Origin of the sequence: [Eubacterium] eligens ATCC 27750 (assembly GCF_000146185.1) — a bacterium.
Taxonomy (GTDB): domain Bacteria; phylum Bacillota; class Clostridia; order Lachnospirales; family Lachnospiraceae; genus Lachnospira; species Lachnospira eligens.
Map to the genome: position 1 here is coordinate 269,345 of NC_012778.1, position 25,133 is coordinate 294,477.

Here is a 25,133-nt window from a genome sequence, read left to right on the forward strand (position 1 = left end):
CTGCGTAATGTTAGAAAAATATTTTGAAGATGAAGTCAGGGATGGCTTCTATGTTCCATCAATGATTAAACGCTCATGGGCTGTGGCATTAGATGTGCTTTCAGAAGTTGACAGGATATGCCGGAAATATGATATTAAGTATTACGCAGAGTGGGGAACTTTATTGGGAGCAGTAAGACACGCAGGATTCGTACCGTGGGATGATGATCTTGATATTGCTATGCCAAGAAATGACTATATTAAATTCTGTCAGGTTGCGAAGCAGGAATTAAAAAATGGATATGAAATATTTAATTTTAAAAATCATGATAATTTTCATCATTTTCTTGCAAGAGTAACCTGTACCAGCAGGATATGTTTTGAGGATAAGTATTTAAAAGAACATCATGGATTTCCTTATATTGCAGGATTGGATATATTTGTACATGATAATGTTTCAAGGGATAGAAAAAATCAGGAACATTGTGAGAAAATAGCAGAATATATAATAACAGTGGCTGATAATATTGCGGATGGCAGTATGAATAGTGAGCAGGAGAAAGATGCTTTAAAAAGAATCAGTCAGTTATGTAACTGTGATGTATCTGCATATCAAAATAAAGAGGAAGAAAGAATACAATTATATACTCTGGCAGAAAATATATTTGCTGCATTTAAAGATGATGATTGTGATGAAATGACACAGATGATGCCTTGCAGCATGTATGGAAACCATATGAGAATTCCTAAAAAATATTATGATGAGATAGTCAGAATTCCATTTGAGAATACGACGATTCCAGTACCGATAGGCTTTGATGCTATGCTTAGCAAGAGATATGGAGACTATATGAAATTGGTAAGAAATACCGGTGGGCATAATTATCCGTTTTATGAATCTCAGAAAAAGCAGTTGGAAGTACTGATGGATTTTAAATTGCCACAGTATACATTTGATGGAAAGAAAGCTGTAAGAAATGATGATGCGGCAAATACAGGATATAAAAAAATAATAACTGATGTGATGCATAGTGTAAAAGAAGAAATTGAAAAAATCGGACATCACATTAACAACGGGAAATTCTGGACTGATAATCAGACGGAAGATATTATTAAAAATGTTCAGGAAAAACTTGCTGATATTCAGCAGGCTTTGATTGAAACTGGCAATCTTATAGAACAGATAAAAGGCGAAAATACGCAAAGTGTCAAATGTATTGAAAAATTTTGTGACACATTATATATGGTTTATCAGGGAAATACATATGACATAACAGGTGAGTTTGATAATTTGAATTCTGTTATAGAAAATGAAATAATAATGCGGAAAGAAATAGTTATTATGCCGTATAGAGCTGCTGACTGGAGTTATGTAAAAAATATATGGGAACAGGCAGAAAAGAATCCAGAGACAGATGTGATAGTAGCTGTATTACCATACTATTATAAGGAGTATGATGGCAGTGTAAAGGAATATGTCAATGAACTTAATGATTTTCCAGAAGAGATAAATGCAATAGATATATGTAGTTATAATTTAGAACTCCATCATCCTGATATGATATATATACAGAATCCATTTGATAATGAAAATAAAGCAGTCAGCGTTTATAAAGAATACTATTCTGATATTTTAAAGAAGAATACTGATAAACTGGTATATGTCCAGTCATTTCATCTCGAAGAATTCAGCAGTAATGATGAGAGGGCATATAAGAATATGTCGTCTTACTGTACGGTTCCGGGAGTGGTAAATGCTGATGAGGTATATGTACAGTCTGATAATATGCGAGAAATATATATTAAAAAGCTGACTGAATTCGCAGGAGATAACACAGAAGATATATGGCGCAAGAAAATATGTGTTAAGCCGGAATGGATGAATGACAAGAAAGAAACAACCAGCCATGCAGGCGGTAAAAAGAGAATATTATTTTATACATCTATAAGTGGCATTATGCAGAATCAGGATGGGGCGGTGGAGAAAATTGAACGGGTTCTGAAAACATTTAAACAATATTCAGAAGAAATAGAAGTTATATGGTGTGTTCAGGAATTGGTTGATGCAGTACTCCCAAGTCTTAACAGAAAGTTATATGAATGTTTAAATAATATAAGGAATAATTATATGCTTGAAAAAATCGGACATGTATATAATGATAAAGATAAGAAATTGCTTTGTTCGTGTGATGCATATTATGGAGATACATCCCCGGTTGTACAGGAGTACAGGAATAACGGGAAGCCAGTTATGATAATGGATTATATGGTTTAATGTTAATGCAATAGTTGAGAATATGATATAAGGCGAGGTGCAATTAATGGGGGTATATCTGAGTCTTGGAAATGATGAAAAAGCATATTGTATGTCGTATTGGCATATATGACAGGAATATTACCAATTAAGAAATAATATGGAGAACATTCGACATTGAACATGTTTCATGAGTATTTGATGACTAATTAGTGTAAATTGGTAGATTATAAAGGTTTTACAGATGAAGTGATAGAATTATGTATTTAGTATGATATGCCATATAAAAATGAAGTGGTATGGGATTTGGTAGTTATGAACTTAAAGGCGTTTGGATATATAATTCAAGGCCTGTAGTTTTGATACTTAGGTGGCATGATTTTGATAGTTATTGGATTAAGATAGAAACATATGAAGCATTAAAAGAATATACAGCTTGATATGTACAACCTTAAGAAATTTGTAAAAGGGCTTAAAGAGGAGAAAGTGTACCTGTGAAAGCAGCTTAGTTCCCCCAAAATGAAACAACCATAATTATTACAGGAGATGTCCATCGAAAGGAGGGGAATCCTGTTGGACATGAAAGGTGAGCTGCCATATAGGTATGGGTATACATCGAGGTCATTTAAAACGGATAGTGATAATGTTTTATTTAGTGTACACATTATTATATATCTGCTCTGTATTAGGTAAAGATTACTCTATAACCCTAGTCCTATTCAATAACAAGTATCGAAAGGTATTGAATTTATTGGAAAATACTTGATTATATGGAGAGGTTAATAAACATCTGAAAAGTCCCGATATAAATATATGATATAATATCCCGTAAACAGGGAAATTATAATAAGTAGTTTATGATAGCTCTATGTATGGATATACAGAATTTTTTATAAAGGTGAATGAAATGAATAGACAGTATATAAATTTTTCTTTGAATGCTTGTTGTATTTGCACAACAAGTAAAGTAGTGTGGTTTGTGCATTGGGGGATGCCGGCACTTTTTAAATATAATTTTGAAAGGGAAAAAATAATTCTTGTAAGGGAAATTCCGAATGTTTCATATGGAAAAGCTGGAAGCGGATTTAAAACAATAATAGAAATTAATGATAAATTATTTTTAATCCCGTGTAGAGCAGATAACATAGTTGTTTATGATATTAAACAAGACAAATTCACAGAAATAGAACTTAAATCTCCAGCAGAGGTGATGTTTTCAAAAGGGTTTTTAATAAATGGAAAAATATATTGTATTCCTTATTTATATGATTGGATTGTTTCTGTGGACATAGACACATATGATATTGAATATTTGATAAATTGGAAAAGTGAATTAAATATTATAGGAGATGGATTGAATATAGATGCTGCGAGCATAGCTAAAGAAACAATTTTTTGCATAATTCCAATGACGAATGTATTGATTAAATTTAATTATATTAGTAAAAAAATAGAATTAGCAAGGATAAATGGACTTTCAAATATTATAAGTATTTGTTGTATAGATCAAAAAGTATATGTATATGATAATGATTCTATGGAAATATGTATATTAGATTCACAATTAAAAAATGTTGAATTTAAAAGAAAAATTAATGTAAAGAATGTTGATTTGCATAGTGTTTTGAATACATACATCGTAATAGATTGTATACATGAGTCGAAACAATTTTATTATGATAAAAACTTAAATTATGTTAGAGAATCCATTCATAATTGCACTGAAAAAAAATATATGAAATCATTTTATTCTGTATCTTGTTGGAGCGATTACAATGCTCATAATAATTTACAGTGTGTTTTATATGAAGATGATGAATTGCAGGTATTTAATAAAAATGCTAGTAAATCTTACAATATTAGAATTACAGAAAATGAGGCTGTTTGTATTAGAAAAGAACTAGCAAAAGAATTAAGTTTTTACGAAAATCCTTTGATGAATTTAAATGATTGGATAAAACAATTGATATAGGAAGGATAGGATATGGAAGATATAATATTAACACCGTTTTGCTTTGAAAGTATAATAATGTATCATAAATTGAGATTACAAGGGTACAATGTTATTAGTTTTTTTGATAGAAATATTTATCTACAAGGGAAAATATATAAAAGTATAGATGGGGATTGTAGAGTTGAATATCCATGGAGATGTTTTTCTTCAAAAGTAATTATTTGTAAAAATGAGTATAAAGATGAAATTATGGAACAGATGTTATCATTTGGATACAGTAATTCAAACATTTGTTTTGTAAATGATTTTAATTTTGAAATGAGTAATATAAATATTTGGAGAAGAGTAAATGTTGATTCATTGTATGATATATGGGGGTATTCTGATGGACAGAAAATAATTAATTTAAAAAAGCATATTAGATTAGCCAACATAATAAAAGAAAATAGGCAAGAACAATTTTGGGGACAAAGAAGAGAAGAATATTATATAGATAATGATGGTATACATTTTATTTTTTATAGACTTGAAATAGACTTAACATCGAGGTGTACATTAAAGTGTAAGAAGTGTTGCAATATGATGCAATACTATCAAAATCCCAAAGATATCAATGTGGAAACGATAAAAAATGATTATTCGAGAATGATGGAAATAATTGATTGGACCGATGACATTATGCTTATTGGGGGAGAACCATTTTTATATGGACAATTGAGAGAAATAGTTGAATATATATTTCATGAGAAAAATACATCTGAAAAAGTTGGTGTGATTCGTATAGTGACAAATGGAACTATTATTCCAAGCGAAGATATTTTTGAAACTTTTTCAAAATGTAATGTTCATGTTTTAATTTCAAATTATGGTCTTCGAAGTAGAAATATAAATAAATTGATAGATGAATTGGTAAAACATAATATTAATTATGCAGTTCAAGATACAACACAGTGGTGTGATGTTGAACAATATGTTGATGGTATAGAAGAAGCAAATGACATAAATTTTATTAAAAATAAAATTGACGATTGTATAACATTATGTAGAACAATAGATTCAGGAAAGTTTTATATGTGTGCACATCTTAAATCACTAAACGATTTACAAGCTTTGCCAAGTGAGATACCTAAATGTTACATAGATATATATGAATCTAATGTCAAGGAGTCATTGCTAAAATACTTAAAAAGGGATGTTCATTATTTTAAAGCCTGTGCATGGTGTAATGGTTGCTCAAAAGATATGTGGGATGGAATGAAAATATCTGTGGCAGAGCAAACTTCTAAACCATTGGAGTATGTAAAGTATTAAATGGAGGAGATTGTATGTATATTACAAACAATAATAATTGTTGGTATACAAATATAGGAGAAGCATTTATTGACATTGGGGTAAAGAACATATTTAAAAATATTTCGAAAGACAATAAAAATATAATATTTAATACAATATCACCCATGTCAAAATTCTATATTGGTAATATGTATGCGGGGAAGGAAATACTAAAAAATGTTATGGATCCTGCAGATTGGATAAAAACAGATTTATTTATTCTTCCTGGAATGTTTGGAAGTATAGAGTTTGTAAAAAAAAGTTTCTCAATAAATATGGCTAGAAAATTGAAAGAAAATGGTTCAGAGATTGCTTTCCTTGGATTTGGAGCGTGTGAATATACAGAACAAGAGAGAAAAATTGTTTTAGAAGCAATGCAACAATTGAAACCATTATTTGTTATAACTAGAGATGATAAAACATATCAAATGTATAAGGATTATGTGAATTGTATAAAAGGATTGGATTGTGCTTTCTGGGTAAATGACAATTTTAATCCTGCTGGTATGAGTCTTAATAAAGAATATATTGTTTCGACATTTAACAGATCTGATGAACCTGAGAATGTTGCTAATGTAACGAAAAATTTAATTCATCCTTGGCATATGCCATATTATTTGAATAAAAGTAAAACTCGATTTTTGGCTAAAGAAAATTTAATGGTTTCAGATAATCCATATGATTATATTACTTTATATGCAAATGCGAAAACAGTATATACAGATTTAGTTCATGCTACAATTATCAGCCTGTTATATAATACACCAGTAAAATATTATAAAATTGATAATAGGCGAGATGCATTTGAGTCTGTTAAATATTTAAAATATGATAAAGATGGATTTATGTCAATTGATAATTGCAAGTTGAATGAAGAAAAGAAAGAAATAGAAAAAATCATAAATGTAATTATAAAAAATAAATGGAGAAAATAATTAATGAATAAATATATTTTATTCGGTGCGGGAGTATACGCAAGAAAAGCTATTGAATTAATAGGTAAAGATAACATAAAATTTATTGTAGATAATAATCCTGAGAAAGCAGGTTCATTATTAGATGGTATAAAAATCTATTATTATAAAGAAAAAAAAGATTGTATTAAAGATAAAGTTATAATTGCTGTTTCTGACAAATATTTTGATGAGATAAAGATGCAATTAGAGCGAGATGGTCTAAAAGATTATATATCTATATCAAAAATTGAATATGAGATAACAAAAAAAAATATTCAAAGCAGATTTGACTTAATTGGCGTATATAGGAAAGCTATAGAATGGATATTAAAGAATTCTATAGATAATAATCGAATAATATGTAATTCTCAAAAACGGAAGGGATATCCAGAAGTTACAGGATATTATATACCATCTTTAATGAGGTGGGGATATAGAGATCTTGCTTATAATTACTCGTTGTGGCTTCTTGATAAAAAAAAGATTAATGGATCATGGTATGATACGGATGACACTGCACCATATATATTTGATACCGCTCAGATATTAAAAGGATTATTAGCGGCAAGAAAATTACATAGCAATAAAAGTAGAATTGATTCTGTAATTAAGGAAGGCTGTGAATGGATTTTTAGTTGCATGACAGAGGAAGGACAATTAGAGACTCCAGATAAACAATGTTGGGGTAATAATGAGAATATGTGTTCAGAGTTGATACATGTATATTGTTTATCGCCATTGATAGAAGCAGGAAGGTTATTTAAGAAACAGGAATATATTGAGAAAGCAAAAAAGATACTTGATTATTATAAAACAAAGTATTATGACAAAATTGTGAATTTTAGTTTGTTATCTCATTTTTATGCATATGTTGTTGAGGCAATGTTAGACTTAGGAGAAATAGATTTAGCTAAAGAAGCAATGAATAATATTGCAAATTATCAGAAAAAATCTGGGGCGGTACCTGCATATAACAATGTGGACTGGGTTTGTTCTACTGGATTATTTCAATTGTCTTTAATATGGTTTAGATTAGGAAATCTTGAAAGGGGAAATAAAGCATTTGAATATGCGTGTAGATTACAAAATAAATCCGGCGGTTGGTTTGGAAGTTATATCTCAGAGGAAAATGCTGAAGAGAGAAATACATATTTTCCTTCAGAAGAAATTAGTTGGGCCAATAAATATTTTTTAGATGCGTTATATTATAAGAATAAAGCAGAATTCGAAGCAACATATGATTGTTTTTTAAGTGAAATTGATATAAACGATGAGCGATATTCTGTAGTTAAAAATGTGGTTTCGGAGTTTAATAATATTAGAGTTTTAGATTTGGGCTGCGGTAAAGGACGCTATTTGAAAAATCTTTTAGATGATTTACCACAGAATAGATATTTTGGTGTAGATATTTCCGAGAATGTAATGAAAGGATTAGAAAACCTTTCAGTCTATTGCAAGGTTGGTCTTTTGACGGATATACCATATGATGATGACGAGTTTTCTGTGGTTTATACCTGTGAGGCACTCGAACATGCAGTTGATATCAATAGTGCACTTAGAGAAATGGCGAGAGTAACGAAATCTGGCGGAAAAATAGTTATTATTGATAAGAATGATGATTGTTATGGAGAGTTAGAAATAGGCGCTTTAGAACAGTGGTTTAATATTGATGATTTGAAACATTTGATGGATTTATATTGTGATAATGTTGAAGTGAAAAAAGGACTTAAATGTAAAGGAGTGTACAATTCTAATCTGTTTACTGCTTGGATTGGAACAGTAAGGTGAGAACATGAAGGTAATGTCAATATTTGGAACAAGACCCGAAGCCATAAAAATGTGTCCGGTTATAAAAGAACTTGAGAGTAGAGAAAAAATAAAAAGTGTTGTATGTTTAACAGGACAACATAAAGAGATGCTTCAGCCTGTTATGAAATTGTTTGAAATAAAAGAAGATTATAATCTTCGGATAATGACAGAAAATCAATCATTATCTAGTATTACATGTAAAATTTTGGATATGCTGGAAGAACTATTAAATAAAGAAAAACCAGATATGATACTTGTTCATGGCGATACCACGAGTGCTTATGCAGCAGCATTATCAGCATTTTATCATAATATTCCTGTAGGTCATGTGGAAGCAGGACTTAGAACATATAATATGCATTCTCCTTTTCCGGAAGAATTTAATAGACAATCAATTGATTTGGTATCTGATATATTGTTTGCTCCAACTCAATATGCTAAAGATATGTTGCTATCAGAGAAAAAAGGTGAAAATAAAATATTTGTTACAGGGAATACGGTAATTGATGCTTTAAAGACAACTGTTTGTAAAAGCTATAATATTACGGAATGTTGCGAAGATGATAAATTGATTTTACTTACTGCACATAGACGTGAAAATATAGGGGAACCAATGAAAAATATATTTTCAGCAGTAAACAAGATAACAGAGGATTATCCAGAAATTAAGGTGATTTATCCAGTTCATAAAAATCCAAAGATTAGAGAGATTGCAAATCAATTTTTTGCTAATAATAGCAGGGTGAAAATGATCGAACCAATGGATGTTTACGACTTTCATAATGTCATGAACAAAAGTTATTTGATTTTAACAGATAGTGGTGGAATTCAAGAAGAAGCAACATCTCTTGGAAAACCAGTTCTCATATTGAGAGATACTACAGAAAGACCAGAAGGAGTTGCAGCGGGAACATTAAAAATTGTCGGAACCCAGACTGAGAATATATATTTAGAAACAAAGAGATTATTAACAGATAAGGATGAATATAACAGAATGAGCAAATCTGTAAATCCATATGGAGATGGAAACGCATCAAAAACAATTGTTGATATAATCGAAAGATATTTTGAGGGGAAGCTATAATGCCAAAAGTGTCCGTTATTTTACCTACATACAATGGAGAAAAATATATAAGAGAAGCTATTGATAGTATTATAAATCAAACTTTTACAGATTGGGAATTAATTGTTGTTAATGATTGTTCTACGGATAGTACGATTACAATTATAAATGAATATGAAAGAAAAGATTCACGTATAAAAGTAATAAACAATCCATATAATCAAAAATTACCCAAGTCACTTAATATAGGATTTTCTAGTGCAGAGGGAGAATATTTAACTTGGACATCAGATGATAATATTTTTCTTCCAAGTGCATTAGATGAAATGAATAGTTTTTTGGATCAGAATCCTAATAAGATAATGGTTCGAGCAAGATATACAATTATCGATGAAAATGGAAATTATCTTTATGAGCCAGATGGATATGATTCTGAGACGGTTTTTGTAAATAATTGCATTGGCGCATGTTTTTTATATAGAAGGGATGTATTAAGCAAAGTTGGAGAATATAATGCCGAAAAATACCTGGTAGAAGATTATGATTACTGGTTAAGGATATTATTTGAATATAAAGAAATAGGAAGTCTTGATGCAGTTATATATAAATACAGAATACACTGTAGTAGTTTGACTGCGACGAGAAAAAAAGAAATACATAATAAACTTTTGAAGTTGAGAATGGAGTATATTAATCACATAATTGAAAATTTAGAAAATAGAAAAGATTTATTATGTGAAATTTACTATGAATTTAAGCAAGCCAATATGCTTAGTGAAAATTTGAATATGATATTTCATGATATTATTCCTGAATTAAATTTTGATTGTGAAGTTATTGAAAATAGACCTTCCATTGTATATGGTGCAGGTTTGTATGGAGAAAAAGCATACAAAAAGTATGCAGAAATAATATCTTATTTTGCAGACAAGAACAAATATGGTTCTTTGATTCATAATAGAGCTATTATTTCGTTAACAGAACTTCAAAAAATTTATAATGATTATCAAATATTAGTTGCTGCAAGTCCACATAATGTATATTCATTTTTATGTACCCTGAATCAGATTAATATTAGGAAGTGTACAGTGCTGATATTTGATAACGAATAAATAAATAGTAAGGGTGAGAATTTTGGATAAGAAAAAAGTTGTTTTGTATGGCACTGGGAATTTATATAATAAATATTACGATAAGTTTTATGATCTAGAAATTGTTGCAGTCCTTGATAGTGATAACAATAAAATTGGAAAATGTATTAATGGTTATATAGTAAATTCACCTTTGTATTTAAATGAGATTAAATATGATTTTATAATATTGTTAATTGTTGATTATAACAAAGTAATGTATAATTTGATAAATATTGGAATAGATAGGGAAAATATCAAAACTATAGATGATTATAGATTTTTTGAAAAATATCGTGAGATTATTGATGTCAGAGATAATACAGAAAAAAAAGAAATATTAATGGTATCGCATGAAATGAATTACCGTGGAGCACCACTAATGTTATTAAATCTCGCGGATGTTCTTGTTGAATCGGGATTTTGTGTTGATATTGTGTGTGATTCAAAAGGCGATTTATATGAGACATTATTAAAAAAAAAGTATGGATTATTATATTTTACGGACTTCAATTTTGGAGAAAAAGAAATAGAAAAATATTTTGGTGAATATAAGTTGATAATTGTTAATACATTAGCATTATGGAGAATAATTACGAGATTGGAATGTATTAATAAAAAAATAATATGGTGGTTACATGAGGAAGAAAGTGCATATGCAATTTTAAAACCAGATTTTAGTAAAATAAAAATATATAATAATTTGAAAATTTATGGCGTTGGAGCAAAAGCAATTGATGCATTTAAAAAGTTTTGCGCCAAAGATATAAAGATAGATTCTTTTAGATGGGGAATAGAAAATAAGTACAGTGACACAAAATTTGATTATAATAATGGTAAATTGGTCTTTGCTATAATAGGCCCAGATTCTTATATTAAAGGACAAGATTTTTTGATAGATACTTTAAAGAATTGTTCGCGAGATATCTTGAATAATATTGAGGTGTTATTGATTGGCGATATTTCAGAATCTAAAAAAGAAATATATGAAAAAGTTCCAGCAGTAAAATGTTTAGGTATTATGACTCATACTGAGCTTATGGAAATGTATGAAAGGATAGGTGTAATATTAAGTGTTTCAAGAAATGATACATTTCCTGTAGTTTTAATTGAAGCAATGATGAGAAAAAGAGTGTGTATGATGTCTGATGTGGTTGGAACAGCGGAATTTATTTCTAATTATAGAAATGGAATTATTTTTAAGTCAGAGAATTCAAATGATTTAATAAGTTCAATTGAGTGGTGCCTTAATAATAGGAGGAAATTAAACGATATTGCTTATGCTGGATATGAAACATATCAGAAATACTTTTCAAAAGATATTTTTAAACTAAATGCTTGCAGTATAGTTGAAAAATATATTAATAAATAATGGAGCAAATATGGATAAAATAGTTTTATTTGGTGCAGGACAAAAAGGAAGGCAGCTTCTTGGCTTATATGGTGCTAATGTAGTAGCTATTATTGATAACGATGTTAATAAACAAGGGACAACAATAACTGAAGGTACTAATACAGTACCTGTTATTAGTATAAAAAAATATATAGAAGAATACAAAGACGTTCCTGTTATACTTGCTGTTTTAAAATGCAAAGAAATCATAAAGGAATTGGAAAAGGAAGGAATAACAAATTATAAAGTGGAAGATTCCTTGTTTAAAACAGATGATGTTTATCAGGATGATACTATAAGTCATGATAATTGGATTGAATTTTTAAGTGAAAAATTTAATAAAAAAGGAATGCGTGTTTTGGAGGTTGGCTCAAGAATAGTAACAGGTGCATGTAATAGAAGCAAATTTGATAAGGCTGAGTATGTGGGATTTGATTATTATTCTGGACCTAATGTTGATGTTGTAGGAGATGCACATAAATTAAGTGAATATTTTAATGAAAAATTCGACTTGATTTTTTGTGCTTCTGTTTTTGAACATTTGGCAATGCCGTGGAAGGTGTCTATCGAAATGATAAAGTTACTTAAGCTGGGTGGATATGTATTCATTGAAACCCATTACTGTTATGCGAGTCATGAAAGACCATGGCATTTTTTTCAATTTTCAGAAAATGCTTTGGACGTTCTTTTTCCAGAAAAGATGGGAATGTTGTGTGAAAAAAAGGGGTGTAGCAATTTAATTGCAGGAAGGTTTACAGAATATTCTTCTGATTATTTAAAGGATACTTATATTAATGGCATGTATTGCCATTCTGAGTACTATGGAAAGAAGATAAAAGAAATAGATAAGTTATCTTGGGATGATATATTATTAGAAGATGTGTCAAAAGGAACAAAATATCCGTGTCCAAATAGATAACAAGTGTGAAGTGAGAGAAAATATATGTACAGAAGTGCAATTTATGTGGTGTATGATAAAGATAATATTATAGACAGATATGTAGGCTATTTTCTTAATCAATTGAAATCTTGCGTTGATGAAATATATGTTGTCGTTAACAGCAAGGAGATAATCAGGGGTATGGAAAATTTTGAAGCTGCTACAAAGGTTTATTATAGAGAAAATGAAGGATATGATGTAGGGGCTTTTAAAGATGCAATTGTTAATTTTATTGGAATTGAAAAGATAAGAACCTACGATGAGGTGTTATTGATAAATGATTCTTTTTTTGGACCTTTTGTAAGTTTTAAAGATATATTTATTATGATAAATAAAACACAATGTGATTTCTGGGGAGCATCAAAACATAGCAGGTATATAGAAAAATCTTATGAAATTGAAGAACATTTGCAGAGTTTTTTTATTGGTATAAGAAATAGGATGCTGAATACAAAAGAGTTTTATCAATATTGGTTAGATATGCCATTAATTAATAACTATTCTGATGCAATAAGATTTCATGAATTGAGGTTTACAAATTATTTCAAACAGAGAGGATATACATATTCTTGTTTGATGGATGTAGAGGCTAATGACAATGTTAATCCAATGTATAATTATTGCCAATATGCATATATTCAACAGGAATTAGTATTAAAGAGAAATTTCCCATTTTTAAAAAAGAGACCTATAGAAATAGAGTATAAAGATATGCAGACGCAAGAAAATTGGAGCAAGGTTCTTGACTATGTGGATAATAATACTGCATATGATGTGGATATGATTTATGAAAATTTAATTAGATTATATAATCATGCTGATTTGTTCGAAAAATTAAATTTACAATATGTTTTGCAAACAAGGGGAGAAAAAGAAATATCTTTAAAAAATGCAATTGTTGTAATTTGTGGAAATGTTAAATTGATATCGAATGAGATAGATGAATATATTCAACGTATAAAAGATGAGATTAAGGTTATATTTATTACGGAATCAAAAGAAGGCTGTGAAGAATTAAAAAATCAAATAAGAGAATATGAATATGTTTGCTTGATTAATTGCGATATTATTTTGGAGAATAATACTTTTAGTTGTGTTAATAAATCAGCACTTTATGGCGTTTTAGAGAATCTTATAAAATCTAACTCGTATATTTCAAATGTTATGGGAATATTTAAACGAAATAAAAAAATAGGGGCGTTGACAATTCCAGAACTAATACATGCAGACTTTCTAGGTAAAGCATGGAAGAGATGGGTGCAAATACGTCAAAAAATATCATATATTTTAGATTCCAAGCAAATTCATTGTATTTTTTCTATGGATAAAATGCCAATAGTCAATTCTGATAACTTGTGGGTTAGGAGGGAATTGTTAGAGCAAGCTATAGAGTATAATGATAATAAAATAAAAAATGTAGGGTATTTATTAGGTTATGTTGCCCAGAGCAAAGGAATGTTATCAGGTGTGTGTGAAACAGCAGAATATGCGGGAATGAATCAAATAAATCAACAGGGATATTTAAATGCATTAGTAAAACAAATGTATAGGCAGGGAAATAATGTGGATAGCTTTTTGGATATGCAGAAGTCAATTACAAGGGATAAGATTGATAATTTTGTAAAAAAATATAAAAAAATATTGATTTATGGAACAGGGAAGAAAGCAAGAGAATATGAAGATCTTTTATGTATTGACTATGAATATGTGATATCAGATGGAATGACAAAAACTAATAAAGGGGAATTATATCTGTCCCAGGTTGTTCCTGACAATGATATGGGAATTATCGTATGTTTGAATGAATCAAATCAGAGAAAAGTAATTCCGTTATTAGAAAAAAGAAATATTAATTACATGTGTATTTAACAAAATGGAGACCAGCTATGAACAAACGCTTAACAATTTATATGACATACAATAAAAATGGAATAATTGATGATTATATTGTTTATATGTTAAAGCAGTTAGTCAATGTTTCTTCAGATATAATTGTTGTGAGTAATAAAAAGCTTAAGCAACGAGAAAAAGAAAAAATTGCATTTGTATCTGAATACATAGAGCGCGGTAATGAAAAGTTTGATGTAGGGGCATATTCACAAGTTATTAAGGAATTGTATGATAAAAGACAGATTTATGAATATGATGAACTTGTATTAATTAATGATTCTGTATTTGGACCTTTTTTTGATTTAAATGATATGTTTAGTGCTATGGATAGAAGAAAGGGACTGGATTTTTGGGGAATTACCAAAAGAGGCAGATCTGATTTTGATGGTGGAGCTGGAGTTTATCCAGAACATATTCAAAGCTATTTTTATGCTTTTAGAAAAAGTATTATTTCACAGGATGCATTTAAGGAATACTGGCAGCAAGTAGTTGATGAAATTTCAGATTTTAGAAGTGCAATACTTAATTATGAATTTAAATTGACAGAACATTTTGAAAAACTAGGTTTTAAATGGGATACATATTGTGATTGTAATGATTATATTGGAAACAATATAAATAGGAATTTTAGTCCATATCATTATTCTACCTATGAATTGATTAAGGATAAAAGATGCCCTTTTTTAAAGCGAAAACTTTTTACAGGTGATTTTGTAAATAAAGAATACACAGATGCAGTTGATTTAAAAAATGCATATAATTTCATTAAGGACAATACAGATTACGATTTGAATTTGATATGGGATTATGTTTTAAGAGAATATGAATTATCTTCAATCATGAATGCAATGCAGATGGTTGAGATAATAGACAAACCAATACAAGAGGAAAATGAATCCAAAGATAAAGCAGAGTTGTTCTTTTTTATAAAGAGGGATGATGAAAGACTATCATATATAGAACAAAAGGCTAATGAAAATGTTTTAAACAACATTAACGATGAAAGATATCTAGGTAGTATCAAATCGTTGTTTAATAATGATTCCAGATTAGGGGTTCTCATACCGCCGATGAAAACATTTGGAAAGGTGAGTTTAAGTCTTAGTCATAGTTGGATTAATTTAAATGTTTTCGAAAAAATGAAGGATAAATTAGAAATAACAGTTCCTTATTTATTGGATAAAGCTCCTGTTTATCAAATAAATGGATTAGTGTGCAGGAAAGAACTATTATCAAACGATGTTATTAAATTACTGGAATTGGATAAAACAGGTACAATTTTACAGATGATTCCGCTAATAGCACAGGAAAAAGGCTATTACACAAAACAGGTGATTACTAAAGATTATGTTGCCACACAGATTTATAATCTTACAGGGATGTTAAGCGTGTTAGGAGAAAAGATTTCTGATAATGCTAGAAATTATTCTGTCAGAGAAATGACTGACCAGTTGATGGAAGAAAAAATAAAACATTTTTTAGTTTCGGCTAAAAAAGTGTACATATATGGGGCAGGAGAGTTAGCTTGCCGCGTTGCAGAAATTGCAAAAAAATATTGCAATTTAAGGGGAATTCTTGTCAGCGACAAGAGAAGTAATCTTTCGAATATTTGCGGAATTCAGGTTATGCAGTATTCAGAATTAAAATATAAGGATATTGATGTAATTGTTGCCGTAGGAAAGAAAAATAATAGAAATATAGAGAGAATATTAAAAGATGATAATATAAAGAATATTCTTTATGTGGATTAAACAGCAGGATATGGATAAGTTATGAGTAAAATAATAGTGTTTGGAACGGGGAAATATGGTAAAGAAGCATATGATTTTTTTGGAGACGATAATGTTTTATGTTTTGCAGACAATAATGCGGCATTAACAGGGAAATATCTGTATGAGAAGGAAATTATTTTGCCTAGTGATATACAATCTCATTATAAGGAGTACTTAATTATTCTTGCGGCTAGGGAAGAATTATGCATTGAAATGGAATATCAGTTGATGAAGATGGGAATTGAAAATTCATTGAATTTTATTTTTATCAGAGACTATATTCTAAGTGGTCGGATAGATTTTAACGAATTTATTGATAGATACCTTGATGATGCATATATTTATAAGCTTAAATATAAGCAAGAGTTAAGGAAAGAAAAGCAGTGTTTGGAGAAAATAGAATTTTTTCAGCAGATTGCAGATATAAGGCATTTAAAACCAGCAAGGGGAAAGTTAAGAAAAAGACAGAAAGAAAGCTTGGATTTGTTAATAAAGGTTGATAGATATGCTAGGAATATAGGGCTTAATGTTATTCTTGAAGGAGGAAATCTTTTAGGCGCAATTCGGAATGGGGGATTTGTTCCATGGGATGATGATATAGATGTTGTTATGTTACGGAATGAATACAATTAGTTTATTCAATATTTGTATCAGAATGGGCTGCTTCTGATTCCGGATTCATCACCTGGGGACTACAAAAAAATCAATTTTCAGATAAGAAACTTAATAAAAGCAAATGAGAGCAACATAGCATTTTTATTAAATGGTATGTTTTTGGTTGGTTATTCAATTGGCACTAACGAAGAACTGATTAATGTTGACATATTTCCAATGGATTATTATAAAGAAGATTGTAGTTATAAAGAACTTTTAGATTATATAGCAAATATCGAAATGGAAATAATAAAAGAAAATGATATAAAATCTTACATAAGATTTAATTCCAAACTAGAGAAGAATAATCCATATACAAGTAAGGAACCTACTCAAAGAATTGGATATGGAATTGAAACATTTTTTTGCTTAAAATCATGTGATGAATTTTTTAACTATAATGATATTTTTCCATTAGTAGAGATAATGTTTGAAAATAGAAAGTTTAAAGCACCTTTTAATAGTGACTCATATCTATTAAATTTATACGGTGATATTTATCAGTGGCCATATGATGTTGCTGAATCACCTCATTCAATAGGAAGACATTTTCAAGTGTTTAATTCTGAATATAATGCATTTTATATATCATCAATCAGTGATGCAATAGAGTTTGTTAATAACATGGGACTATTTTATAATAATAAACCGATAGTAGAAAAATATAAAATTAAAGTTTGGAATGAGTATATCTCAATAATAGATTATTTAGATGAAAATAATGTTGATTACATAGTATACGCATAAAGAAGGGAGTACCTATGGTCCTTAAGTTTGATTCATTTGATAAAATTAGAGAATATGTGAATAAAAAGGAGACTCCAGTTGTTATATATGGAGCGGGGATGATAGGTCAGATTATTATGCCTTATATTGTTGTTGAGTATGGCATTGTAGATAAACTTTTGTTTTATGTAGACGGAGATTCAAAAAAACAAAACGAAACTATCCATATTGGAAATAGGAATATTGAAATTAAGTCGCTGGATGTTCTTCCAGATATTCCTAAGGATGCTGTGATTCTTATAACAACTAGTAACTATACTGGGGTTATTAGTATGCTTAACACAATTGAAGAGTTAAGAGAGAATATAGTTGCTATTATTCCGGTTATCTTGGCATTGAATGCAGAACAAATGCCAGATAGCAGCATGATCACAGAATCAAAGAAATTTAATATTCCTAAAAAAATTCACTATTGTTGGTTTTCCGGAAACCCAATGCCTGACTATTTGAATAAATGCATTGAATCGTGGAAAAAATTCTGCCCAGACTATGAAATTATCAGATGGGATGAGGATAATTATAATGTTGAGAAGAATCTATATATGAAGCAGGCATATGAGGCTAAAAAATGGGGATTTGTTCCTGATATAGCAAGATTGGATATTCTCTATAATTATGGAGGTTTATACATAGATACTGATGTCGAGGTTATCAGAAATCTTGATGATCTGCTTAAATACGAGGCATTTGCTGGTGTTGAGAAGTGGGGGAATATTAATATGGGTGGCTGCAGTGGAGCGGTTCCTCATCATCCAGTGATTAAGGAAATGTTAGATTTTAGGAAGAACGAACCATTTGTTATGCAAGATGGGAGTTTTAATCTGACAACATGTGGTTATTATGAGACAATGCCATTAATTAAAAAGGGTTTTAAACCTAATAATACAGTTCAGAATATAGCTGGTATGACTATTTTTTCTTCAGACTATTTTCATCCATATGATTATATGAGTGGCGAAACATGTATTACAAAGAATACCTACTCAATTCATCATTTTAATGGAGGATGGCTTGATGAGAAACATCGAAAAGATAGGGAAAAGACAAAGAAAGAATATCAATGTATTATAAATAGTATTAAAAGGTTGAGCAGAAATGTATAAATATAGGATTGTATAATTATTGACAAAACCAGTAAAAAGTAGTAAAACAAATTAAAACCAGTAAAAAGTAGTAAAACAAATTAAAACCAGTAAAATTTATGGAGGTTTTCATGGATAATCCATATTCTATGGTATTTGGGAAAGAGCCGGAGCTATTTGTTTCAAGAGCAGCTCAGGAAAATAAGGTGATTAATGATTTTAGTGGTGATAATCCTACTTATCAGACATATCTTCTGACAGGAGTGCGAGGTTCTGGAAAAACTGTTATGATGACAGAAATCGCCAATAAATTACGCAAATCTGATGAGTGGATTATAGTAGAACTTAATCCGGACAGAGATTTGCTTAACGGACTTGCGGCGAATCTCTCAAGCAATAATAAGTTGGCAGCTATATTTAAAGATGCGAGAATTAACTTGTCGTTTCTGGGATTTGGTGTTGAGATTAGTGGAGTTGCCCCTATTACAGATATAGAAGTAGCTTTACATGAAATGATAGCAAATCTTAAAAAGCATAATAAAAAAATACTGATAGCAATAGATGAAGTGACTAACAACGAAAATATAAAAGTTTTTGCGAGCGCGTTTCAGATTATGGTCAGGAAGGATTTGCCAGTATTCTTATTAATGACAGGGTTGTATGAGAATATTAATGCAATTCAGGACGAGAAGAATCTTACATTTTTATACAGAGCACCGAAGCTGGAAATGAAGTCATTAAATATAGGTGCTGTAGCACAGAAATATGCTGATACTTTTGATATAGATTCGGACAATGCAGTTGAAATGGCTAAACTTACGAAGGGATATCCATTCGCATTTCAGGTATTAGGGTATCTTACATGGAACAATAATGGAGATTATAAAGGGGTATTAGCAGAGTATCGTCAGTATCTTGAAGAATATGTATATGAGAAGATATGGTCTGAGTTGTCAGCAAAAGATAAGGAAATTGCATTTGCAATTGCTAAGTGTGATACAGGTAAGATTAAGGATATCCGGGAATTAATGCATATCGATACGAATCAGTTCAATCCATACAGAAAGCGCCTGATAAAGAAGGGAATTGTGGATGGCAGCGAATATGGTATTGTAAGATTTACATTGCCATTTTTTGAACGGTTTGTCATAGAGAATTACTACGAGTAGTTGTTTAGATACAGGAAGGAATATATATGTACACAGAATTAACAGCGTCTATGATGTGTGCCAATTTTGGCAATTTAGAGAAAGAGGTCAGAGAACTTGATGCGGCAGGAATTGATTCATTCCACATTGATATTATGGATGGGCGTTATGTACCGAATTTTGCAATGTCTCTTAATGATATGAGATATATTCGTTCTGCAACGGACAAGCCATTAGATGTTCATCTTATGATTGAACATCCTAATACTCATATTAATCTGTTTCTTAATTCACTTAAGGAAGGAGACACTGTGTATATTCATCCTGAGGCAGAATATCATCCTTCTACTACATTACAGAAGATAATTAATGCAGGACTTATTCCGGGAATAGCTATTAATCCGGGAACAAGCATTGAGACTGTTATGGAGATGCTGCAGATTGTAGATAAAGTACTTGTTATGTCTGTTAATCCGGGAAATGCAGGGCAGATGTATCTTCCATATGTCGGTAAGAAGATAGAAAGACTTCTTAAGATTCGGGAAGAAATGAATTTTGAAGTGTACTGGGATGGTGCATGTGGTGCAGACAAAATATCTACATTTGCACCGATGGGAGTAAAAGGATTTGTCCTTGGAACAACATTGCTCTTTGGCAAGGGGAGGCCATATGCTGATATATTAAAGGAGATAAGAAGATTATGATTCTTGATAATAATGTCTACGATATGTCAGAAAATATGATAATTGAATATGCTAATAAGTTAGCAGATGCAATAGAATGTAATCAGCTTCTTGAAGAGTATAATTCAGGACAATTAACATATGAATATCTTATTGCAATGTTTTTGGCAACACAGGCAATGGAAAATGGAGACAAGCTATATAATTATTGCTACGATGCAGTTATTGCATGTGGAAAAAGAAATATAGATTTTAAATTAAAGCAAAATAAAAAAATTAAAGTGGCTTTTTTGCCTATATCAGCGGCAGAATGGCCAGCAGAATACATATATAGAAAATTAGAAACGGATACAAGATTTGAACCGGAAGTAATACCAGTTCCATTGATTGGAAGACCTAAAAAGGAACGCGGTAAGGTATATATGCAGACATATGACTTTTTTGCTAATGGTAATTACAATGTAAAGAAAGTATATAATGCTGAAACAGAAGAAATTGTTGGCTGGGAAGATATTGGAGGTATGCCGGACATTGTTGTGCATGTTACGCCATGGTATCTTAATATAGCTAAGGATTATCAGGTTGGACAATATCCGTTACATGTACTTAATGTGTATATTTCATATGGGGTGACTCTGGGAAATTCGATTGATGGTACATATGCAGAAAAATGTCTGTATAACAAAGAGTTTGTTAATATAATGTGGAAAGTTTATACTGAGACCACTACGAACTATGAGTGTTATAAGAAATATCAGGTGTTAAAAGCTAAGAATGTAATTAATAGTGGATATATTAAGATGGATTATTTTGTTGAAAAACATCAGTATTCTGACGATTATATCAGAAAAATATGGCCGTTTCCGTCTGGTTCGGATATAAAAGGCTATAAAAGAGTTCTTATTACACCACATTTTTCGGTTGGAAATACTAATATATTATCGTTTTCAACATTTGACAAGAATATGTATTTCTATATATATCTGGCAAAGAAGTACAGGGATAATGTTTCATTTATATTTAAACCACATCCAAATCTGCGCAATGGACTTATCGAAAATGGATGTATGAAATCAGTTGATGAGTATGAAGCATATCTGGATGAGTTTAGAAAGCTGCCTAATGCATCTGTATGTGAAGAAGGGGATTATCTTGCACTTTTCGATACATCTGATGGTATTATAAATGATTCTATATCGTTTATTGGTGAGTATTTGTATGTTGATAAACCTATGCTGTTTCTTGAACGGCCAGAACAGTGTTTTGATGAATTAGGAAGGACACTTATCAAGGCCCATTATAAAGCTTGTGGAGAAGATTATATGGGAATTGATAATTTTGTCAATGATGTTGTGATTAATGAAAATGATTATATGAAACAGCAAAGGGAAGAAATATTTTCAGAGGAATTGGATTATTATTCAAAGAATGGAATAAAGGCATCTGAATATGTGTATAAAGACATTGTGGATGGTGTTTTCAGGCTGTAAAGGAGTAATATGAATATAGCATTAGTGCTTGCCGGTGGAACGGGTACAAGACTTGGAGCAGATATTCCAAAGCAGTATATTGAAGTGCGTGGAAAGATGATAATTGATTATTGTCTTGAGACAATGGAACATTCGAATGATATTGCTGAAGTGTGGATAGTTGCAGATGAAATGTGGCGTGAACACATTAAGAAAGTTGATAAGTTTAAAGGATATGCGTGTCCTGGCAGAAACAGACAGTTATCTATATATAATGGATTGAAAGCAATTGAGGAGTCATTAGCTGATAAAGAGAAAGAAGTTAATGTTCTTATTCATGATGCAGCAAGACCATTTCTTACGGAAAAACTTATAAGAGAGTGCGTTAAGGCGGTTGAGGGTCATGATGGAGTGCTTCCGGTTCTTCCTATGAAAGATACAGTTTATTATAGTGAAGACGGAAAAGTTATTTCATCACTTATTAATCGTGATAAGTTATATGCAGGACAGGCTCCGGAGTTATTCAGGCTGCAGCCTTATATTCAGGCAAATGAAGCTTTGCTGCCAGATAAGATTCTTTTGGTTAATGGTTCTACAGAGCCGGCAATTATGGCAGGGATGGATATTGTTATGATTCCGGGAGACGAGAATAATTATAAGATAACTACGAAGACAGATATGAAGCGGTTCACAGAAATGATGTAGATTTATTTTTTCAGGAGAAAAATGATGAAAGCACAAGTGTTATATGGCATGGGTGATTTAAGATATAAGGATATAGAGAAACCACAGCTTAAAGAGGGCTGGGTAATGGTTAAGGTTATGGCAGCAGGCGTATGTGGTTCTGATATTCCAAGAATATATAATACAGGAGCACATGTTCATCCTATTGTTCCTGGACATGAATTTTCAGGTGAAGTAGTAGAAACATTTGATAAGAACTCCCGATGGAATGGAAAAAGAGTCGGAGTATTTCCTTTGATTCCATGTGGAAAATGTTCAAGCTGTAAAAAGAAAATGTATGAGATGTGCAGTAATTATAACTATCTTGGTTCAAGATGTGATGGCGGTTTTGCAGAATATGCTGCTGTACCAGAGTGGAATCTTATAGAGCTTCCAGATAATGTGACATACAGGCAGGCTGCAATGATGGAACCAATGGCAGTTGCAGTACACGCAATGAGAAGATTTAGTATATCGAAGGATTCAACAGTGTGTGTTATTGGACTTGGTACGATAGGATTGCTTCTTACAATGTTTCTTAAATCAGAAGGCATAGAAAATGTATATGTATTTGGCAATAAAGATGTGCAAAGAGACTATGCAAGGAAATTGGGCATTGATGATGAATGTTATAATGCCAAACATATAAGTGCAGATTATGTATTTGAGTGTGTTGGAAAGAATGAAACTGTCAATCAGGCAATAGAATTAGCAGCACCAGCTGGACATATTACTATGGTTGGAAATCCTTATTCTGATATGGAGATTTCTAAAGATTTATATTGGAAAATATTAAGAAAGCAATTAAAAATAAGCGGAACATGGAATTCATCATATACAGGAGATGTTAATGATGACTGGCATTTTGTGCTTAATAAGCTTGAAAAAGCGGAAATTGATCCAGAAAGATTTATAACGCATGAATATTCTATAGACGGTATACAGACGGGAATGAAAATTATGCGGGATAAGTCAGAAGATTATGTGAAAGTTATATGTATTGATGAAGAGGACTTTTAATGATAAGAGTTGATATATTATCTCCAGTGGGTGGGAAAGTCGGGGGAATAGAGAATGTTATTAAGTTATGGACAAAGAATCTGTCGCAGCCAGATTATGTCGTAAGAGTAATACATATGTCGCCGGGAACTAAATACCTTGATGGTTATGAGTACGCATATGCATTCTGTGATAAGGAAGATGAAGATTTTAATGAAAAGCTTAAAAGATTTGTAAAAAATTATGCAGGGTTTATTAATGAATACGGCGCACCAGATGTATGTATAGCTACAAACTGGCCGGTTATGTGTGTTGTTGCAGAAACTGTAAGAAGAATATTAAAATCTGATTATAAAATTATTTCATGGGTGCATAGCAGCATTGCAGAATATAAGAAAGCAGGTCTTGGTGGGATTGATGAAATGCTATGTGCGGATGCACATTTATGCATAAGCAGGAATAATGAACGGCATTTACTGGAATATGTGGAAAGAACGAAAGTATATTATGTTGGAAACCCGGTTATTATGCAGTCATTTATTGAAAAAACACATGGTGAAAAGCAATTGTGTTATGTGGGCAGATTACAGGAAATAAAGCGGGTTGATATTATTTTAGAAGCTTTATACAGAGCACATAATAAGTGGAATTTAAGAATTATTGGAGATGGGGAATCTGCACAGGATCTTAAGGAAATAACCAGGTATCTGAAATTACAGGACAGAGTTGAATATACAGGATGGAAAGAAAATCCGTGGGAGTATTGCAGGGATGCATGTGCATTAGTTGCTGCATCAGAATATGAAGGATTTATGCTTACAGGGGCGGAAGCAATGTCTATGGGATTGACGGTTATATCAACACCTGTTGAAGGGTTAATAGATTATCTTATACCGGGAAAGAATGGCTATCTGTTTGAAAAAAATAATGCTGAAGAGCTTGCACAGGTTCTTGATTATTTATATGATGGGAAATTGCCAATGTGTGATAGAAAAGCATGCAGAGAGTCCGTTGATAAATACAGCGAGAATAATTATATAAAAAAAATTAAAAAAAATTTAGAAGAGTGGTTAAGTATTTGAAATGCTGTCCGATAAATAATACATAAGTGATAAAC

Annotated in this window: 21 protein-coding genes; all 21 read left to right on the forward strand. The window is 30.8% G+C overall.

Features of this window, described 5'->3' with window-relative positions:
* The first annotated feature begins 7 nt into the window (after window positions 1-7).
* The 21 genes from EUBELI_RS01170 to EUBELI_RS01265 all read left to right on the forward strand — a co-directional run bounded on the left by EUBELI_RS01170 (window position 8) and on the right by EUBELI_RS01265 (window position 25,098).
* Entirely contained in the window at window positions 8-2,254 is a 2,247-nt protein-coding gene (locus EUBELI_RS01170) for a LicD family protein (protein ID WP_012738516.1), read from the forward strand.
* A gap of 278 nt (window positions 2,255-2,532) precedes the next feature.
* Window positions 2,533-2,673 carry a hypothetical protein gene (locus EUBELI_RS14320; RefSeq protein WP_012738517.1) on the forward strand — a complete coding sequence of 47 codons (141 nt, stop codon included), beginning with the start codon at window positions 2,533-2,535 and terminating at the stop codon, window positions 2,671-2,673.
* A 467-nt stretch (window positions 2,674-3,140) separates the two neighbouring features.
* Complete coding sequence (locus tag EUBELI_RS01175; protein WP_148231324.1) at window positions 3,141-4,205, forward strand: hypothetical protein; 1,065 nt, start codon at window positions 3,141-3,143, stop codon at window positions 4,203-4,205.
* Between the two features lie 12 nt (window positions 4,206-4,217).
* Entirely contained in the window at window positions 4,218-5,498 is a 1,281-nt protein-coding gene (locus tag EUBELI_RS01180; RefSeq protein WP_012738519.1) for a radical SAM protein, read from the forward strand.
* 14 nt (window positions 5,499-5,512) lie between these two features.
* Complete coding sequence (locus tag EUBELI_RS01185) at window positions 5,513-6,454, forward strand: polysaccharide pyruvyl transferase family protein (protein WP_012738520.1); 942 nt, start codon at window positions 5,513-5,515, stop codon at window positions 6,452-6,454.
* A gap of 3 nt (window positions 6,455-6,457) precedes the next feature.
* Window positions 6,458-8,263, forward strand: coding sequence for a methyltransferase domain-containing protein (locus EUBELI_RS01190; protein WP_012738521.1), 1,806 nt, complete (start codon window positions 6,458-6,460; stop codon window positions 8,261-8,263).
* A 4-nt stretch (window positions 8,264-8,267) separates the two neighbouring features.
* Window positions 8,268-9,368 carry a non-hydrolyzing UDP-N-acetylglucosamine 2-epimerase gene (wecB, locus tag EUBELI_RS01195; RefSeq protein ID WP_012738522.1) on the forward strand — a complete coding sequence of 367 codons (1,101 nt, stop codon included), beginning with the start codon at window positions 8,268-8,270 and terminating at the stop codon, window positions 9,366-9,368.
* Window positions 9,368-10,459, forward strand: a complete 1,092-nt coding sequence (locus tag EUBELI_RS13500) for a glycosyltransferase family 2 protein (RefSeq protein ID WP_012738523.1) — start codon at window positions 9,368-9,370, stop codon at window positions 10,457-10,459. Before wecB ends, EUBELI_RS13500 begins: the two co-directional genes overlap by 1 nt.
* A gap of 22 nt (window positions 10,460-10,481) precedes the next feature.
* Complete coding sequence (locus tag EUBELI_RS01205; RefSeq protein WP_041687882.1) at window positions 10,482-11,849, forward strand: glycosyltransferase family 4 protein; 1,368 nt, start codon at window positions 10,482-10,484, stop codon at window positions 11,847-11,849.
* A gap of 10 nt (window positions 11,850-11,859) precedes the next feature.
* Window positions 11,860-12,789, forward strand: a complete 930-nt coding sequence (locus EUBELI_RS01210) for a class I SAM-dependent methyltransferase (protein WP_148231325.1) — start codon at window positions 11,860-11,862, stop codon at window positions 12,787-12,789.
* Between the two features lie 24 nt (window positions 12,790-12,813).
* Window positions 12,814-14,679, forward strand: a complete 1,866-nt coding sequence (locus tag EUBELI_RS01215) for a polysaccharide biosynthesis protein (RefSeq protein ID WP_012738526.1) — start codon at window positions 12,814-12,816, stop codon at window positions 14,677-14,679.
* A gap of 17 nt (window positions 14,680-14,696) precedes the next feature.
* Window positions 14,697-16,451: a rhamnan synthesis F family protein gene (locus tag EUBELI_RS01220; protein ID WP_041687883.1), complete on the forward strand. Its 1,755-nt coding sequence runs from the start codon at window positions 14,697-14,699 to the stop codon at window positions 16,449-16,451.
* Between the two features lie 21 nt (window positions 16,452-16,472).
* On the forward strand, window positions 16,473-17,105 hold the full coding sequence (locus tag EUBELI_RS14580) for a LicD family protein (RefSeq protein ID WP_012738528.1): 633 nt from the start codon (window positions 16,473-16,475) through the stop codon (window positions 17,103-17,105).
* A 12-nt stretch (window positions 17,106-17,117) separates the two neighbouring features.
* Entirely contained in the window at window positions 17,118-17,873 is a 756-nt protein-coding gene (locus EUBELI_RS01230; protein ID WP_012738529.1) for a LicD family protein, read from the forward strand.
* A 14-nt stretch (window positions 17,874-17,887) separates the two neighbouring features.
* The gene (locus tag EUBELI_RS01235) at window positions 17,888-19,015 is read left to right on the forward strand and encodes a glycosyltransferase family 32 protein (RefSeq protein WP_012738530.1); all 1,128 of its coding nucleotides are present in this window, start codon (window positions 17,888-17,890) and stop codon (window positions 19,013-19,015) included.
* Between the two features lie 110 nt (window positions 19,016-19,125).
* A complete protein-coding gene (locus EUBELI_RS01240) occupies window positions 19,126-20,163 on the forward strand; it encodes an ATP-binding protein (protein WP_041687884.1) in 1,038 nt (345 codons plus the stop codon).
* 26 nt (window positions 20,164-20,189) lie between these two features.
* On the forward strand, window positions 20,190-20,846 hold the full coding sequence (locus EUBELI_RS01245; RefSeq protein ID WP_012738532.1) for a ribulose-phosphate 3-epimerase: 657 nt from the start codon (window positions 20,190-20,192) through the stop codon (window positions 20,844-20,846).
* Complete coding sequence (locus EUBELI_RS01250; RefSeq protein ID WP_012738533.1) at window positions 20,843-22,315, forward strand: CDP-glycerol glycerophosphotransferase family protein; 1,473 nt, start codon at window positions 20,843-20,845, stop codon at window positions 22,313-22,315. Before EUBELI_RS01245 ends, EUBELI_RS01250 begins: the two co-directional genes overlap by 4 nt.
* Window positions 22,316-22,324: 9 nt before the next feature.
* The gene (locus EUBELI_RS01255; protein ID WP_012738534.1) at window positions 22,325-22,999 is read left to right on the forward strand and encodes an IspD/TarI family cytidylyltransferase; all 675 of its coding nucleotides are present in this window, start codon (window positions 22,325-22,327) and stop codon (window positions 22,997-22,999) included.
* A gap of 21 nt (window positions 23,000-23,020) precedes the next feature.
* On the forward strand, window positions 23,021-24,037 hold the full coding sequence (locus tag EUBELI_RS01260; RefSeq protein ID WP_012738535.1) for a galactitol-1-phosphate 5-dehydrogenase: 1,017 nt from the start codon (window positions 23,021-23,023) through the stop codon (window positions 24,035-24,037).
* On the forward strand, window positions 24,037-25,098 hold the full coding sequence (locus EUBELI_RS01265; protein ID WP_012738536.1) for a glycosyltransferase: 1,062 nt from the start codon (window positions 24,037-24,039) through the stop codon (window positions 25,096-25,098). The genes EUBELI_RS01260 and EUBELI_RS01265 overlap by 1 nt, the downstream gene beginning before the upstream one ends.
* Window positions 25,099-25,133 lie beyond the last annotated feature (35 nt).

Excerpts from the sequence above, each read along its gene's own strand:
- EUBELI_RS01170 (WP_012738516.1), top strand. The coding sequence starts at position 8 with ATGTTAGAAAAATATTTTGAAGATGAAGTCAGGGATGGCTTCTATGTT.
- EUBELI_RS14320 (WP_012738517.1), top strand. The coding sequence starts at position 2,533 with ATGGGATTTGGTAGTTATGAACTTAAAGGCGTTTGGATATATAATTCA.
- EUBELI_RS01175 (WP_148231324.1), top strand. The coding sequence starts at position 3,141 with ATGAATAGACAGTATATAAATTTTTCTTTGAATGCTTGTTGTATTTGC.
- EUBELI_RS01180 (WP_012738519.1), top strand. The coding sequence starts at position 4,218 with ATGGAAGATATAATATTAACACCGTTTTGCTTTGAAAGTATAATAATG.
- EUBELI_RS01185 (WP_012738520.1), top strand. The coding sequence starts at position 5,513 with ATGTATATTACAAACAATAATAATTGTTGGTATACAAATATAGGAGAA.
- EUBELI_RS01190 (WP_012738521.1), top strand. The coding sequence starts at position 6,458 with ATGAATAAATATATTTTATTCGGTGCGGGAGTATACGCAAGAAAAGCT.
- wecB (WP_012738522.1), top strand. The coding sequence starts at position 8,268 with ATGAAGGTAATGTCAATATTTGGAACAAGACCCGAAGCCATAAAAATG.
- EUBELI_RS13500 (WP_012738523.1), top strand. The coding sequence starts at position 9,368 with ATGCCAAAAGTGTCCGTTATTTTACCTACATACAATGGAGAAAAATAT.
- EUBELI_RS01210 (WP_148231325.1), top strand. The coding sequence starts at position 11,860 with ATGGATAAAATAGTTTTATTTGGTGCAGGACAAAAAGGAAGGCAGCTT.
- EUBELI_RS01215 (WP_012738526.1), top strand. The coding sequence starts at position 12,814 with ATGTACAGAAGTGCAATTTATGTGGTGTATGATAAAGATAATATTATA.
- EUBELI_RS01220 (WP_041687883.1), top strand. The coding sequence starts at position 14,697 with ATGAACAAACGCTTAACAATTTATATGACATACAATAAAAATGGAATA.
- EUBELI_RS14580 (WP_012738528.1), top strand. The coding sequence starts at position 16,473 with ATGAGTAAAATAATAGTGTTTGGAACGGGGAAATATGGTAAAGAAGCA.
- EUBELI_RS01235 (WP_012738530.1), top strand. The coding sequence starts at position 17,888 with ATGGTCCTTAAGTTTGATTCATTTGATAAAATTAGAGAATATGTGAAT.
- EUBELI_RS01240 (WP_041687884.1), top strand. The coding sequence starts at position 19,126 with ATGGATAATCCATATTCTATGGTATTTGGGAAAGAGCCGGAGCTATTT.
- EUBELI_RS01245 (WP_012738532.1), top strand. The coding sequence starts at position 20,190 with ATGTACACAGAATTAACAGCGTCTATGATGTGTGCCAATTTTGGCAAT.
- EUBELI_RS01250 (WP_012738533.1), top strand. The coding sequence starts at position 20,843 with ATGATTCTTGATAATAATGTCTACGATATGTCAGAAAATATGATAATT.
- EUBELI_RS01255 (WP_012738534.1), top strand. The coding sequence starts at position 22,325 with ATGAATATAGCATTAGTGCTTGCCGGTGGAACGGGTACAAGACTTGGA.
- EUBELI_RS01260 (WP_012738535.1), top strand. The coding sequence starts at position 23,021 with ATGATGAAAGCACAAGTGTTATATGGCATGGGTGATTTAAGATATAAG.
- EUBELI_RS01265 (WP_012738536.1), top strand. The coding sequence starts at position 24,037 with ATGATAAGAGTTGATATATTATCTCCAGTGGGTGGGAAAGTCGGGGGA.